This window comes from Burkholderia lata, from assembly GCF_000012945.1.
In the GTDB taxonomy this organism is placed as follows: domain Bacteria; phylum Pseudomonadota; class Gammaproteobacteria; order Burkholderiales; family Burkholderiaceae; genus Burkholderia; species Burkholderia lata.
The window spans coordinates 627,068-640,821 of record NC_007510.1 but is presented as its reverse complement, the minus strand read 5'-3'; the positions used below and the strand labels follow the sequence as shown (position 1 = coordinate 640,821).

General features: G+C 67.2%; 12 protein-coding genes. 1 reads left to right on the top strand and 11 read right to left on the bottom strand.

Annotation, left to right across the window (positions count from 1 at the left end):
• The 3 genes from BCEP18194_RS08850 to edd all read right to left on the bottom strand — a co-directional run bounded on the left by BCEP18194_RS08850 (nucleotide 1) and on the right by edd (nucleotide 4,085).
• Nucleotides 1–1,362 (bottom strand): GntP family permease, encoded by a 1,362-nt coding sequence (locus tag BCEP18194_RS08850; protein WP_011350939.1) that lies wholly within the window; start codon nucleotides 1,360–1,362, stop codon nucleotides 1–3.
• A gap of 220 nt (nucleotides 1,363–1,582) precedes the next feature.
• Complete coding sequence (eda, locus tag BCEP18194_RS08845; protein WP_011350938.1) at nucleotides 1,583–2,209, bottom strand: bifunctional 4-hydroxy-2-oxoglutarate aldolase/2-dehydro-3-deoxy-phosphogluconate aldolase; 627 nt, start codon at nucleotides 2,207–2,209, stop codon at nucleotides 1,583–1,585.
• Nucleotides 2,210–2,228: 19 nt separating this feature from the next.
• Complete coding sequence (gene edd / locus BCEP18194_RS08840) at nucleotides 2,229–4,085, bottom strand: phosphogluconate dehydratase (RefSeq protein WP_011350937.1); 1,857 nt, start codon at nucleotides 4,083–4,085, stop codon at nucleotides 2,229–2,231.
• A 282-nt stretch (nucleotides 4,086–4,367) separates the two neighbouring features.
• On the opposite strand from edd, the gene BCEP18194_RS08835 reads away from it, so the two are divergent.
• The gene (locus tag BCEP18194_RS08835; protein ID WP_011350936.1) at nucleotides 4,368–5,216 is read left to right on the top strand and encodes a MurR/RpiR family transcriptional regulator; all 849 of its coding nucleotides are present in this window, start codon (nucleotides 4,368–4,370) and stop codon (nucleotides 5,214–5,216) included.
• A gap of 105 nt (nucleotides 5,217–5,321) precedes the next feature.
• Here BCEP18194_RS08835 and BCEP18194_RS08830 read toward each other — a convergent pair whose 3' ends face one another.
• From BCEP18194_RS08830 to dapB, 8 genes are all read right to left on the bottom strand, one after another.
• Complete coding sequence (locus BCEP18194_RS08830) at nucleotides 5,322–5,744, bottom strand: CopD family protein (RefSeq protein WP_011350935.1); 423 nt, start codon at nucleotides 5,742–5,744, stop codon at nucleotides 5,322–5,324.
• A 19-nt stretch (nucleotides 5,745–5,763) separates the two neighbouring features.
• The gene (locus BCEP18194_RS08825; protein WP_011350934.1) at nucleotides 5,764–7,035 is read right to left on the bottom strand and encodes a glutamate-5-semialdehyde dehydrogenase; all 1,272 of its coding nucleotides are present in this window, start codon (nucleotides 7,033–7,035) and stop codon (nucleotides 5,764–5,766) included.
• Nucleotides 7,036–7,173: 138 nt separating this feature from the next.
• Nucleotides 7,174–8,268, bottom strand: a complete 1,095-nt coding sequence (gene holA, locus BCEP18194_RS08820; RefSeq protein ID WP_011350933.1) for a DNA polymerase III subunit delta — start codon at nucleotides 8,266–8,268, stop codon at nucleotides 7,174–7,176.
• A gap of 18 nt (nucleotides 8,269–8,286) precedes the next feature.
• Nucleotides 8,287–8,841: an LPS assembly lipoprotein LptE gene (gene lptE, locus BCEP18194_RS08815; RefSeq protein WP_041492738.1), complete on the bottom strand. Its 555-nt coding sequence runs from the start codon at nucleotides 8,839–8,841 to the stop codon at nucleotides 8,287–8,289.
• A 38-nt stretch (nucleotides 8,842–8,879) separates the two neighbouring features.
• A complete protein-coding gene (gene leuS, locus BCEP18194_RS08810; protein ID WP_011350931.1) occupies nucleotides 8,880–11,474 on the bottom strand; it encodes a leucine--tRNA ligase in 2,595 nt (864 codons plus the stop codon).
• 292 nt (nucleotides 11,475–11,766) lie between these two features.
• The gene (locus BCEP18194_RS08805) at nucleotides 11,767–12,225 is read right to left on the bottom strand and encodes an ExbD/TolR family protein (RefSeq protein ID WP_011350930.1); all 459 of its coding nucleotides are present in this window, start codon (nucleotides 12,223–12,225) and stop codon (nucleotides 11,767–11,769) included.
• Between the two features lie 24 nt (nucleotides 12,226–12,249).
• Nucleotides 12,250–12,918, bottom strand: a complete 669-nt coding sequence (locus tag BCEP18194_RS08800) for a MotA/TolQ/ExbB proton channel family protein (protein WP_011350929.1) — start codon at nucleotides 12,916–12,918, stop codon at nucleotides 12,250–12,252.
• A gap of 18 nt (nucleotides 12,919–12,936) precedes the next feature.
• Entirely contained in the window at nucleotides 12,937–13,734 is a 798-nt protein-coding gene (gene dapB / locus BCEP18194_RS08795; protein ID WP_011350928.1) for a 4-hydroxy-tetrahydrodipicolinate reductase, read from the bottom strand.
• Nucleotides 13,735–13,754: the final 20 nt, after the last annotated feature.

The following is a 13,754-nucleotide window of genomic DNA, read 5'->3' as shown; positions in this document are numbered from 1 at the left end:
TTACAGAACCATGCTCAGCAGCAGCGTGAAGCCAAGACCAAGCACCGAGATGATGGTTTCGAGCAACGACCAGGTCTTGAACGTCTGACCGACCGTCATCCCGAAGTATTCCTTGATCAGCCAGAAGCCGCCGTCGTTCACGTGCGAGAAGATCAGCGAGCCCGAGCCCGTGGCCAGCACCAGCAGCTCCGGGCTGACCGTCGTGCCGGCCGCCGCGGCGATCGGCGCGACGATGCCGCAGGCCGTCGTCATTGCGACCGTCGCCGAACCCGTCGCGAGACGCATCAGCGCGGCAACGAACCAGCCGAGCAGCAGCGGCGACAGGTGCGCGTGCTTCGCGGTTTCAACGATCTGCTGCGAAATCCCGCTGTCGCGCAGGACGCCGCCGAAGCCGCCACCCGCGCCGACGATCAGCGTGATGCCGGCGATCGGTGCCAGGCACTCGCCGCAGAACTTCTGGATCTGGTCGCGGTTGAAGCCCTGCAGCTTGCCGAACGTGAAGAAGCTCACGAGCACGGCGATCAGCAGCGCGACGTCCGAGTTGCCGGCAAAGCGCAGCAGGTTGTTCGGCAGCGACTTCGGCGTGAACAGCAGGTCGGCCCAGCTGCCGACGAGCATCAGCACGACGGGCAGCAGGATCGTGAACAGCGTGATGCCGAAGCTCGGCAGTTCACGCTTGCGGCCATCCGTGTGCGTATCGACGAACTGAGCGGCGAGCGGGTTGTTCTCCGGCAGCTTCACGAACTTCGAGATCGTCAGCGCAAACAGCGGGCCCGCGATGATCGCGGTCGGCACGCCGACGATCAGGCCGAACGCGATCGTCTTGCCGATATCGGCGCCGTATTGCTGAACGGCCAGCAGCGCGGCCGGGTGCGGCGGGATCAGGCCGTGCACGACGGACAGGCCGGCCACCATCGGCAGGCCGACGACGAGCAGCGACTTGCCGGTGCGCTTCGCGACGTTGAACGCGATCGGGATCAGCAGCACGAAGCCGACTTCGAAGAACACCGGCAGGCCAACGATGATCGCGACGAACATCATCGCCCAGTGGATGTTCTTTTCACCGAACCAGTCGATCAGCGTGGTCGCGATCCGTTCGGCGCCGCCCGATTCGGCCATCATCTTGCCGAGCATCGTGCCGAGGCCGACGACGATCGCGATGTGGCCGAGCGTGCCGCCGGTGCCCGCCTCGAACGACTTGACGATCTTGTCCATCGGCATGCCGACGACGAGACCGAGGCCGAGCGAAACGATGATCAGCACCAGGAACGGGTAGATCTTGTAGCGCGCGATCATCAGGATCAGCGCGGCGATCGCGATCAGCGTGAATACGAGCAGCATGCTGCCTTGGACAGCCCCCATGTGGCACTCCTCCTAGAATTGTTCGAACCGGGCGAGTTGTTGCGAGTATGCCCGGCTATGCAGGTCTCCGGAACACGGGGGGTACCCACCCCGTCAGGACGCTGAATTTTACTTATCTTTACGGTCCGCGGATAGAACCGGTTCCATCAGCAAAAACCCTCGGTAAAACAAGCACTAAGCGCCTGATTTCCGAGGGTCAAACCGTCATTTCGTACAAGTCTCAGCGGGGGAGCTGGCTCGCGGCTTGCGCGAGGCGCGTGACTTCGGCCCAGTCCTGCGCGGCAAGCGCGGCTTTCGGCGTGAGCCACGAACCGCCGACGCACACGACGTTCGGCAGTTTCAGGAAGTTCGGTGCCGTTTCGACGGTGATGCCGCCGGTCGGGCAGAACTTCAGCGCCGGGAACGGGCCGTGGAACGCCTGCAGCATCGGCACGCCGCCCGCCTGCTGCGCAGGGAAGAACTTCACGATCTCATAGCCGAATTCGAGCGCCTGGATGATGTCGCTCGGCGTCATCACGCCCGGCAGCAGCGGCAGGCCCGCGTCGAGCGACGCGAGGTGCAGCTCCTTCGTCAGGCCCGGCGACACGCCGAACTTCGCGCCCGCGCGCTTCGCCTGCTCGCAATGCTCGGGCTTCGTGATCGTGCCGACGCCGACGACGATGTCGTCCGCGAGCTGGCTGGCGCGCTGGATCGCTTCCAGGCCGGCCGGCGTGCGCAGCGTGATCTCGAGCACCTTCACGCCGCCCGCGTGCAATGCACGCGACACGTGTTCGCCCTGCTCGACCGAGTCGAATGCGAGCACCGGGATGACCGGGCCCAGCTTCACGATTTCAGCAATCGTCTTCATTGAATTGGCTCCTTGAAATTCATGCGGCGACGTGGGCGGCCGTTTCGCCGACCAGCGCGCCGAAAACCGATGCGCCCTGCTCGGCCGGCGCGGCGGCCGCGCGGAACACGCCGAACAGTTCACGCCCGAAACCGACCTCGTTCTCGGCCTGGTGCAGCGGCTGCGCGACCGGGCGCGCCTGCCACTCGGCGGCGTCGACCTCGATGTCGAGCACGCCGGCTTCCGCGTCGATCACGAGCGTATCGCCCGTCTTCACCTTGCCGAGCGGGCCGGCCAGCAGCGCCTCCGGCGACACGTGGATCACCGCCGGCACCTTGCCCGACGCACCCGACATGCGGCCGTCGGTGACGAGCGCGACATGGAAGCCCTGATCCTGCAGCACGCCGAGCAGCGGCGTCAAACGGTGCAGTTCGGGCATCCCGTTCGCGCGCGCGCCCTGGAAGCGCACGACCGCGACGAAATCGCGCTTCAGCTCGCCGCGATCGAATGCTTCCTGCACGGATTCCTGCGAATCGAACACGATCGCGGGCGCCGTCACCTTGCGGTGCTCGGGCGCGACCGCCGAAATCTTGATCACGCCGCGACCGAGTCGACCCTGCATCAGGCGCAGGCCACCGTCCGGCTGGAACGGGTCGCGGATGCCGCGCAGCACCTTCGTGTCGTGGCTCTCGGGCGCGCCGTCGACCCACGTCAGCTTGCCGTCGATCAGCTTCGGCTCCTTCGTGTAGTGCGACAGGCCACGGCCGGCGACCGTCGTCACGTCCTCGTGCAACAGCCCGCCTTCGAGCAGGTTGCGGACCAGGAAGGCCACGCCGCCCGCCGCGTGGAAGTGGTTCACGTCGGCCTTGCCGTTCGGGTAGATCTTCGCGAGCAGCGGCACGACGGCCGACAGTTCGTCGAAGTCGTTCCAGTCGATCAGGATGCCGGCCGCGCGTGCGATCGCGACGAGGTGCAGCGTGTGATTGGTCGAGCCGCCCGTCGCGAGCAGCGCGACGATTCCGTTGACGATCGCCTTCTCGTCGATCACGTGGCCGATCGGCGTGTAATGGCCGCGCTCGACGGTCAGGTCAAGCACGCGGCGCGCGGCCTCGGCGGTGAGCGCGGTGCGCAGCGGCGTGTGCGGGTGAACGAATGCCGAGCCCGGCAGGTGCAGGCCCATCAGCTCCATCAGCATCTGGTTGCTGTTCGCGGTGCCGTAGAACGTGCAGGTGCCGTGGCCGTGATACGCGGCCGATTCGGCTTCGAGCAGCGCATCGCGGCCGACCTGGCCGGTCGCGAACTGCTGGCGGATCTTCGCCTTGTCGTCGTTCGACAGGCCGCTCGTCATCGGGCCGGCCGGCACGAAGATCGTCGGCAGGTGGCCGAACTGCAACGCGCCGATCAGCAGGCCCGGCACGATCTTGTCGCAGATGCCGAGGCAGAGCGCCGCGTCGAACATGTTGTGCGTGAGTGCGATGGCCGTACCCATCGCGATCGCTTCGCGCGAGAACAGCGACAGCTCCATCCCCGGGTTGCCCTGCGTGACGCCGTCGCACATCGCCGGCACGCCGCCCGCGAACTGCGCGACACCGCCGTTCTCGCGCGCGGCCGCCTTGATGATCTCCGGGAAATCCTTGTACGGCGCATGCGCGGACAGCATCTCGTTGTACGAGGACACGATGCCGATGTTCGGCTCGCGGATCGCCTTGATCGAGAACTTGTCGTTGCCCTCGAGGCCGGCGAAGCCGTGCGCGAGGTTCGCGCACGACAGCGCACCGCGTGCCGGGAACTTGCCCTGCGCGCCGTCGATGCGCTGCAGATAGGCGAAACGGGTCGATTGGCTGCGGGCGATCACGCGTTCGGTGACCTTCGCCAGAGTGGGGTGCAGCGACGTCATGCTGGGCGCTCCTGTATGCCGGCCGACACCGGCGGTTGGAATCGTGGGGACGGTCGAACGCGTCGACAGAACGAAGTCAGTCTAGTAGAAAAACTACATACGTGCAATGCAGATTCAGCACCCCGCAACCCTTATTCCCGCTACCAGTAAGGCGATACCTAGTGAAAACCCTAACCCACCTCATAAAAAGCATCGCGTCAGCGCTAGCATTTTCTTGTAGATTTTCTACAATTCGATTGCGATACACTCGCTCATCCGAACCCGATTTCTGCCTGCCGTCCCATGCTGCCCCGCATTGAAGCGATCCGCGCCGAGTTGCGCCCGTCCGAGCGCAAGCTCGCCGACTACATCCTCGCCGCGCCGCGCGAGGTGCTCGACCTCGCGATGACCGAGCTGTCGACGCGCGCGGGCGTCAGCCAGCCGACGATCGCCCGGTTCTGCCAGGCGCTCGGCTGCAGCGGCTTTCGCGAGTTCAAGATCCGGCTCGCACAGAGCGTCGCGCCCGGCGTGTCGTCGGTCTATCGCGACGTCGAGCCCGACGAGCCGGCGCCCGGCATCATCGGCAAGGTGTTCGACCGCACGATCGGCGCACTGATCGAGGTGCGCAACAGCCTGTCCGCGGGCAGCGTCGCCGATGCGATCGCGCTGCTGTCGAACGCATCGCGGATCGAGTTCTACGGCGCCGGCGGCTCGGGCATCGCCGCGCAGGACATCCAGCACAAGTTCTTCCGGCTCGGCGTGCCGAGCGTCGCCTATTCGGATCCGCACACGTTCTCGATGTCGTCCGCACTGCTCGGGCCACACGACGTCGTCGTCGCGATCTCGAACACCGGCCGCACGCGCGACATCGTCGACGCCGCACGCTCCGCGCTCGCATGCGGCGCGAAGGTCGTCGCGATCACGCAGAGCCATTCGCCGCTCGCGAAGCTCGCGACGGTCAGTCTCGCGTCGAACGTTGCGGAGGAAACGGACGTGTTCTCGCCGATGACGTCGCGGATGTCGCATCTCGCGATCGGCGACATCCTCGCGGTCGGCGTCGCGCTGTCGCGCGGCCCTGCGCTGATGGAACGGGTCGGCCGCGCGAAGGAAGCGATCACGCGCCGCCGGATCGACGACGGCGCGAAGGACTGAGCCGGCACCGCGCCGACCACGTCGAGCGCGCGTAAACGACAAACGGCGCCCCGCGGGGCGCCGTTTTGCATCAGGCGACGCCTGCAACCTCGCAGGCCTTGCCGCTCAGAACGGCTTGATCACGACCAGCGCAACCGCCGCGAGCATGCCGAGCACCGGCAGTTCGTTGAACACGCGATACCACTTGTCGGTGCGGCGGTTCTCGCCGCGCTCGAACACCCGCAGCAGGTGCCCGCAATACGCGTGATAGACGATGAGCAGCAGCACGACCGTCACTTTCGCGTGAATCCAGCCCTGCCCCTGCCCGATGCCGATCGACAGCCAGAGCCAGAGCCCGCAGGCCAGCGCCGGCACCGCGATCATCGTCATGAAACGGAACAGCTTGCGTGCCATCAACAGCAGGCGTCGCACCGCGGCCGGATCGGTTTCCATGGCCAGGTTCACGTAGATGCGCGGCAGGTAGAACAACCCCGCAAACCACGCGGCGATCAGAACGATATGGAACGTCTTGACCCAGAGCATCGCCATCGATTGTGTGCCTCGCTATTTACTGGCGGCCTTCGCCGTGTCCGAGCACGACGTACTTCAGCGACGTCAGCCCTTCCAGGCCGACGGGGCCGCGTGCGTGCAGCTTGTCGTTCGAGATGCCGATTTCCGCGCCGAGGCCGAATTCGAAGCCGTCCGCGAAGCGCGTCGATGCGTTGACCATCACGCTCGCCGAATCGACCTCGCGCAGGAACCGCATCGCGCGGTCGTGATCCTCGGTGACGATGGCGTCCGTGTGGTGCGAGCCGTAATGGTTGATGTGCTCGATCGCGGCGTCGAGGCCGTCGACGACCTTGATCGCGAGCACCGGCGCGAGATACTCGGTGTGCCAGTCTTCCTCGGTGGCGTCGACGAGCGGGCCGACGCCCGCATCGGCGAGCACCGTGCGCGCGGCCGCATCGACGCGCAGCTCGACCTGCTTGTCGCGATACAGCTTGCCGAGCGGCGGCAGCAGCTTCGCCGCGACACCGCTCGACACGAGCAGCGTCTCCATCGTGTTGCAGGTGCCGTAGCGGTGCGTCTTCGCGTTGTCGCAGACAGTCAGCGCCTTGGCGAGATCGGCGCGATCGTCGACGTACACGTGGCAGATGCCGTCGAGGTGCTTGATCATCGGCACGCGCGCCTCGTTGATCAGGCGCTCGATCAGGCTCTTGCCGCCGCGCGGCACGATCACGTCGACGTATTCGGTCATCGTGATCAGCTTGCCGACCGCCGCGCGATCGGCCGTCGCGACGACCTGCACCGCATCCTGCGGCAGGCCGGCTGCTTCGAGCCCCTCGCCGATCAGCTTCGCGAGCGCCGTGTTCGATTCGAGCGCTTCGGAGCCGCCGCGCAGGATCGTCGCATTGCCCGACTTCAGGCACAGCGCAGCCGCGTCGATCGTCACGTTCGGGCGCGATTCGTAGATGATGCCGATCACGCCGAGCGGCACACGCATCTGGCCGACCTGGATGCCGCTCGGGCGGTACTTGAGGTTGCTGATCTCGCCGATCGGATCGGCCAGCGACGCCACCTGGCGCAAGCCTTCGACCATCGTATTCAGCGCCTTGTCCGACAGCGTCAGGCGATCGACGAACGCCGCATCGAGCCCCTTTTCACGGGCGCGGGCGACATCGCGTGCATTCGCGTCCTTCAGCACCTGCGCGTCACGTTCGATCGCGCGCGCCACCGCGTCGAGCGCCGCGTTCTTCGCGGCCGTGCTGGCGCGCGCCATCGCGCGGGAAGCGTGCCGGGCGCGACGGCCCAGGTCGGTCATGTACTGATCGATATCCATCGTGTGACTCGAGAAGCGCGCCGCGCTGGGCGGCATGAATTCGTGGGGAGGCGTGAGCGGCGGCGGCCGGAGGGCCGCGCCAACTATCGAAACATTGTAAGCGGGTTGCGCAGCCCGCGCTGAAGGCCCGAACGGGACTTAGCGTCGCACGCGCCCCGCGGTCGGCGGTCGCTCGCCGCGGGCACCGGCCACCGTCATCGCGAGCTGGAACAGCCCGTCCCACGGATCGGGCGGCGGTTCGTCCTGCGTGCGGCGGCCGGGCGCGACGGCCGTCAACCCCTTGACCTGACGGTCGAGCTTCGCGGCAAACGCAAGCGCCCTCTCGAGCACGGCTTCGGACACGCGATTCAGCGCGGGGCCGATCAGCCGCTCGCGCGGCCCCCATACGCGGTTCTCGCGCAGCAGCGTCGCGAGCGGCTTGCCCGCCGTCGTGCCGCGCTTGATCCGCAGCAGTGTGCGCAATTCCTCGACGACGGCCCACATCACGAGCACGATCGCCTCGCCCTCGCCCTTCAGCCCGTCGATCATCCGCGCGAGCCGCGCGGCGTCGCCGGCGAGCATCGCTTCGTTCAGCTTGAAGACGTCGTAACGCGCGACGTTCAGCACCGCGTCGTGCACCTGCTCGAACGACAGCGCGCCCTGCGGATACAGCAGCCCGAGCTTCTGGATTTCCTGGTGGGCGGCAAGCAGGTTGCCTTCGACGCGCTCGGCGATGAACTGCAGCGCGCGCCGCCCGTCGTCGCCGGGCGCGGCGCGCTGGCCCTGCAGCGCGAGACGCTGGCCGATCCAGTTCGGCAGCTGCGCGCGGTCGACCGGATCGATCTTCAGCGCGACGCCGCCGTTCTGCAGTGCCGTGAACCACGCGGATTTCTGCGTGGCCGCGTCGAGACGCGGCAGCGTGACGAGCATCAGCGCGTCGGGGTTCGGCGTGGCCGCGAGCGTCTTCAGCGCATCGGCGCCTTCCTTGCCGGGCTTGCCCGACGGAATGCGCAGCTCGATCAGCTGACGCTCGCCGAACAGCGACATCGCCTGGGTTGCGCCGAGCAGCACGCTCCAGTCGAAGCCGCGCTCGACCGTATGCACCGAACGTTCGGTGAAGCCGGCCGCGCGCGCGGCCGCACGAATGCGGTCGCACGCTTCCTGCGCGAGCAGCGGCTCGTCGCCGTAGACGGTATAGAGCCCGGCCAACCCCTTCGCGAGGTGCGGCTCCAGCGCATCAAGTCGCAGTTGCATCGATACGTGCGCCGTCGATCAGAGCGGCGGCGGCGGCAACGGCGCGCGCGGTGCGACGCCCGGTACCACGTCTTCCGGCGCCGGCGTCAGCGAATGGACGATCGCGAGACGCCGCATCAGCTGGTCGACCGCGTCGCTCTGCATGTCGGCGTACAGGAGGTCGGCTTCCTGCGCCTTCGCGTTCGTGTACTGATCGCTGTACGTCATCGCGCGGTTCAGCGCGATCGCGCTCGGCGGGATCAGCACGGTGCCGTCCTTGCTCGTCAACGTGTAGGTCAGCGTGTAGAACAGCGCGTATTCCTGCGCCGAGCCGTACTTGTTGAGCGTCAGCGTGTTCTGGCCACGCGACTCCCACATGCGCAGCACGGCATCGGCGTCGTCCGCCGACTTGACGATCTTCGTGTCGCTGCCGGCCTCGACGAGGCGCACGAGGCGCGCCTCGACCGGCGCCGGCGCGCCGGCGATCAGCAGGTGCTTGAACGCGTAGTCCTGCTGGCCGCGCAACTGGAAGCCGCATGCCGACAGCGCAACCGCGCTGCCGACAGCGAGCATCAAAAACGATCTGCGGATCACCTTCGCTCCTTCTGGGTACGTCCGACGGCCAGCGGCCGTCAGACGACGATGTTCACGAGGCGGCCCGGCACGACGACGATCTTCTTCGCCGGCTTGCCGTCGCTGAACTTCGCGAACGCGTCGTCGGCCACTGCCGCGGCTTCGATCGCCTCGCGGCTCGCGTCCTTTGCCACCTTCAGCGCGCCGCGCACCTTGCCGTTCACCTGCAGCACGAGTTCGATCTCGGCCTGCTCGAGCGCGGCCTCGTCGACCTTCGGCCACGGTGCGTCGAGCAGCGGGCCGAATTCGTCCGCGTAGCCCAGCGCCTTCCACAGCTCGAACGTGACGTGCGGCACGACCGGGTACAGCACGCGCAGCAGCACACCGTACGTTTCACGCAGCACGCCGGGCGTCGCACCCTTCGCGCCGTCGATCGCGTTCAGCATCTTCATCGCAGCCGACACCACCGTGTTGTACTGCAGGCGCTGGTAGTCGAAATCGGCCTGCTTCAGCACGCTGTAGATCTCGCGGCGCAGCGCCTTGTCGGCTTCGCCGAGCGCGGCCGCATCGAAGCCCGCGCGCGCGGCGAGCGCTTCGCGGTTCGCCGCACCGAAGCTCCACACGCGGCGCAGGAAGCGGCTTGCGCCCTCGACGCCCGCACCCGACCACTCGAGCTGCTGCTCGGGCGGTGCAGCGAACATCGTGAACAGGCGCGCGGTATCGGCGCCGTACTGGTCGATCAACAGCTGCGGATCGACGCCGTTGTTCTTCGACTTCGACATCTTCTCGATGCCGCCGAGCACGACCGGCTGGCCGTCCGTGTTCAGCGTCGCGCCGACCGGGCGGCCCTTGTCGTCGTGCGTGACGGTCACGTCGAGCGGGTTGTACCAGGTCTTCTTGCCCGATGCATCCTCGCGGTAGAACGTCTCGTTCAGCACCATGCCCTGCGTGAGCAGGTTCTTCGCCGGCTCGCCGAACTTCACGAGGCCGAGGTCGCGCATCACCTTGGTCCAGAAACGCGAATACAGCAAGTGCAGGATCGCGTGCTCGATGCCGCCGATGTACTGATCCATCGGCATCCAGTAATCGGTGCGCGCATCGACCATCGTCTCGGCGTCCGGCGCCGTGTAGCGCGAGAAGTACCACGACGAATCGACGAAGGTATCCATCGTGTCGGTTTCGCGCTTGGCTGCCGCGCCGCACTTCGGGCACGCGCAGTTCAGGAACGCTTCCGACTTCGCGAGCGGGTTGCCCGAGCCGTCCGGCACGAGGTCTTCCGGCAGCACGACGGGGAGATCCTGCTCCGGCACCGGCACGTCGCCGCACGACGGGCAGTGGATGATCGGGATCGGCGTGCCCCAGTAGCGCTGGCGCGATACGCCCCAGTCGCGCAGGCGCCACGTGACCTGCTTGTCGCCGAAGCCGCCGGCGTTCAGGTCGGCCGCGACCGCGTCGACGGCTTCCGCGTAGCGCAGGCCGTCGTACTTGCCGCTGTTCACGCAGACCGCGGTTTCCTTGTCGCCGTACCACTCCTGCCATGCGTCGAGCGAGTACTGCTGGCCTTCGGCCGAGATCACCTGCTTGATCGGCAGGTCGTATTTCTTCGCGAACGCGAAATCGCGCTCGTCGTGGCCCGGCACGCCCATCACCGCGCCTTCGCCATAGCTCATCAGCACGTAGTTGCCGATCCACACCTCGACCGGCTCGCCGGTCAGCGGGTGTGCGACCGAGAAGCCCGTCGCGACGCCCTTCTTCTCCATCGTCGCAACGTCGGCCTCGGCGACGCCGCCGCGCTTGCATTCGTCGATGAACGTGAGCAGTTCCGGCTTGTCCTGCGCGAGGCGCGTGGCGAGCGGATGCTCGGCCGCGATCGCGCAGAAGGTCACGCCCATGATCGTGTCGGCGCGCGTCGTGAACACGCGCAGCAGCTTCTTCTCGCCGTCGAGTTCGTACGGGAAGCCGAAGTTCACGCCGAAGCTCTTGCCGATCCAGTTCTGCTGCATGATCTTCACGCGCTCGGGCCAGCCGAGGCCGTCGAGGTCGTTCAGCAGCTCATCCGCGTACTGCGTGATGCGCAGGTAGTACATCGGGATTTCGCGCTTCTCGACGAGCGCGCCCGACCGCCAGCCGCGGCCGTCGATCACCTGCTCGTTCGCGAGCACGGTCTGGTCGACCGGGTCCCAGTTCACGGTGCCCGTCTTCTTGTACGCGATGCCCTTCTCGAGCATCTTCAGGAACAGCCACTGGTTCCACTTGTAGTAGTCGGGCTTGCACGTCGCGATTTCGCGCGACCAGTCGATCGCGAGGCCCATCGACTGCATCTGGCCCTTCATGTAGTCGATGTTGTCGTAGGTCCACTTCGCGGGCGGCACGCCGTTCGCCATCGCGGCGTTCTCGGCCGGCATCCCGAACGCATCCCAACCCATCGGCATCAGCGTGTTGTAGCCGTTCATCCGCAGATAGCGGTACATCACGTCGTTGATCGTGTAGTTGCGCACGTGACCCATGTGCAGCTTGCCGGACGGGTACGGCAGCATCGACACGCAGTAGAACTTCGGCTTCTGCGAATCTTCCTGCGTCTTGTAGGCATCGGCTGCGCGCCAGTCGCCCTGGGCGGCGGCTTCGACGTCGGCGGGTACGTATCTCTCGTGCATGGTGTGGTTCGGACTAGGCTTTAAGCGGCGCGACGGCGCGCGCGCAGGAGTGGATCGAATATCGTGCTTGCCCGGCGGACCTGCAGGTTCGCTGTTGCCGGACCTGTTCGCGGTTTCCGGGCATTTTCCGGGTAACCCGCAGCATGCCCGGGTAGCCTGGAAAATTCCGGGTTACCTGAAAAAAGCCTGCCAACCGGGAAAAACGTTGATTATACCGCCCGCGCCGGCCCATTCGACCGGTCTTGCGGCGCGCGGCCCGATCCCAAGGCAGGGATAGGCCCGCCGGCTCCGCTCAGCGGTTGGCCGGCACGGCAGGCGCCGCCGCGGAACCGCCCGGCGGCGGCACGTCGGTCACGAAGCCGATCCGCGTGAGGCCGGCGGCCTGCGCGGCGCCCATCACCTGCGCGATCACGTCGTAGCGGGTCGCGCGCGATGCGCGCAGCCGCAGCTCGGGCGGCGCGCCGCCCGCGGCGGCGGCCCGGAAGCGCGCGGGCAGCGCATCGAGCGCGACCGGTGAGTCGTCCCAGTACAGCTTGCCCGCGTCGTCGATCGACAAGGTGACGGATTGCGGCGTGTCGTGCGCGACGCTGGCCGCGACCTTCGGCAGGTCGAGCCGGATCGCGTGCGTCATCAGCGGCGCGGTGATGATGAAGATGACGAGCAGCACCAGCATCACGTCGATCAGCGGAGTCATGTTGATCTCCGCCATCGGCGCGGACGTCTTGTGGTGCTCGAGTCCGCCGAATGCCATGGCCGCTTCTCCGGAATGGGTGCGTCAGGCTTCCTGCGCGCACACGAACACGTGCAGGTCGCGCGCAAAGCCGTCGAGCTCCTCGGCGAGCTGCCGCACGAGCCGCCCGAGGATGTTGTAGGCCAGCACCGCGGGAATCGCGACGACGAGCCCGAACGCGGTCATGATCAGCGCCTCGCCGACCGGCCCCGCGACGTTCTCGATCTGCGCCTGCCCGCTCGCGGCGATGCTGCCGAGCGCGTGGTAGATGCCCCACACGGTGCCCAGCAGCCCGACGAACGGCGCGGTGCTGCCGATCGACGCGAGCAGCACCTGGCCGAATTCGAGGCGCCGCTGCGAGCGCAGCATCGCGTGCCGCAGCGCGCGCAGCACGCGTTCGCTGCGGTCGACACGCGCGGCCAGCGCGGCCGGGTCGTGATCGTCGGCCGCATCGCGGGCGGCTTCGGCGAGCGGCACGAACACGCGCTCGCGATCGGCGCCGGCGAGCGCGGCAATGCCCGCGTCGAGCGACGGCGCGCGCCAGAACGCGGCGAGCGCGCGCGGCCCCTGCCGCTTCGCGCGGACCAGGAGCCAGGCTTTCATGAAGAGGAAGCACCAGCTGGCGATGGACATCGCCAGCAGCACATAGGCGACGGCATGCGTGATCGCATCGCCGCTTTCGAGGTAGTGGACAACGCCGGTGGGTATCGCCATCGGAGTTTCCCCGTGGGGTCAGCGCAGGCCGAGCACGTCCTGCATGTCGAACAGGCCGGCGCCGCGCGCCGACAGGAAGTGGACCGCGCGCAACGCGCCTTGCGCGTACGACACGCGGCTCGACGACTTGTGCGTGATCTCGATGCGCTCGCCGATCCCGGCGAACAGCACCGTGTGATCGCCGACGATGTCGCCGCCGCGCACCGCGGCGAAGCCGATCGACGACGGATCGCGCTCGCCCGTCACGCCGTGGCGGCCGTACACCGCGCAATCGTCGAGCGAGCGCCCGAGCGCGCCGGCAACGGCTTCGCCCATCATCAGCGCGGTGCCCGACGGCGCGTCGACCTTGTGACGGTGATGCGCCTCGATGATTTCGATGTCGTAGCCATGTGAGAAATGCTTCGCCGCGAATTCGAGCAGCTTCAGCGTGACGTTCACGCCGACGCTCATGTTCGCCGCGAACACGATGCCGATCTTGCCCGCCGCGGCCTGCAGCTCGGCCTTCTGCTCGGCGGTGAAGCCGGTCGTGCCGATCACGAGCTTCACGTCGTGGCGCAGTGCGGCCTCGATATGGGCCATCGTGCCTTCCGGACGCGTGAAATCGATCAGGGTGTCGGCCTGCGCGAACACGGCGTCGAGGTCGGCGGTCAGCTTGACCCCGGTTTCCTTGCCGAGGAACGTGCCGGCGTCCTGGCCGAGGAACGGCGAATCGGCGCGGTCGAGCGCGCCGACGAGCTGCGCGTCGGAATCGTTGAGAACGGCTTCGATCAGCATCCGGCCCATTCGGCCCGATGCACCGGCAATCGCAATCTTCATGGCTTTCTACACGACAGGTC

Coding starts and splice junctions, on each gene's coding strand:
- BCEP18194_RS08850 (WP_011350939.1), bottom strand. CDS start 1,362: ATGGGGGCTGTCCAAGGCAGCATGCTGCTCGTATTCACGCTGATCGCG.
- eda (WP_011350938.1), bottom strand. CDS start 2,209: ATGAAGACGATTGCTGAAATCGTGAAGCTGGGCCCGGTCATCCCGGTG.
- edd (WP_011350937.1), bottom strand. CDS start 4,085: ATGACGTCGCTGCACCCCACTCTGGCGAAGGTCACCGAACGCGTGATC.
- BCEP18194_RS08835 (WP_011350936.1), top strand. CDS start 4,368: ATGCTGCCCCGCATTGAAGCGATCCGCGCCGAGTTGCGCCCGTCCGAG.
- BCEP18194_RS08830 (WP_011350935.1), bottom strand. CDS start 5,744: ATGGCGATGCTCTGGGTCAAGACGTTCCATATCGTTCTGATCGCCGCG.
- BCEP18194_RS08825 (WP_011350934.1), bottom strand. CDS start 7,035: ATGGATATCGATCAGTACATGACCGACCTGGGCCGTCGCGCCCGGCAC.
- holA (WP_011350933.1), bottom strand. CDS start 8,268: ATGCAACTGCGACTTGATGCGCTGGAGCCGCACCTCGCGAAGGGGTTG.
- leuS (WP_011350931.1), bottom strand. CDS start 11,474: ATGCACGAGAGATACGTACCCGCCGACGTCGAAGCCGCCGCCCAGGGC.
- BCEP18194_RS08805 (WP_011350930.1), bottom strand. CDS start 12,225: ATGGCATTCGGCGGACTCGAGCACCACAAGACGTCCGCGCCGATGGCG.
- BCEP18194_RS08800 (WP_011350929.1), bottom strand. CDS start 12,918: ATGGCGATACCCACCGGCGTTGTCCACTACCTCGAAAGCGGCGATGCG.
- dapB (WP_011350928.1), bottom strand. CDS start 13,734: ATGAAGATTGCGATTGCCGGTGCATCGGGCCGAATGGGCCGGATGCTG.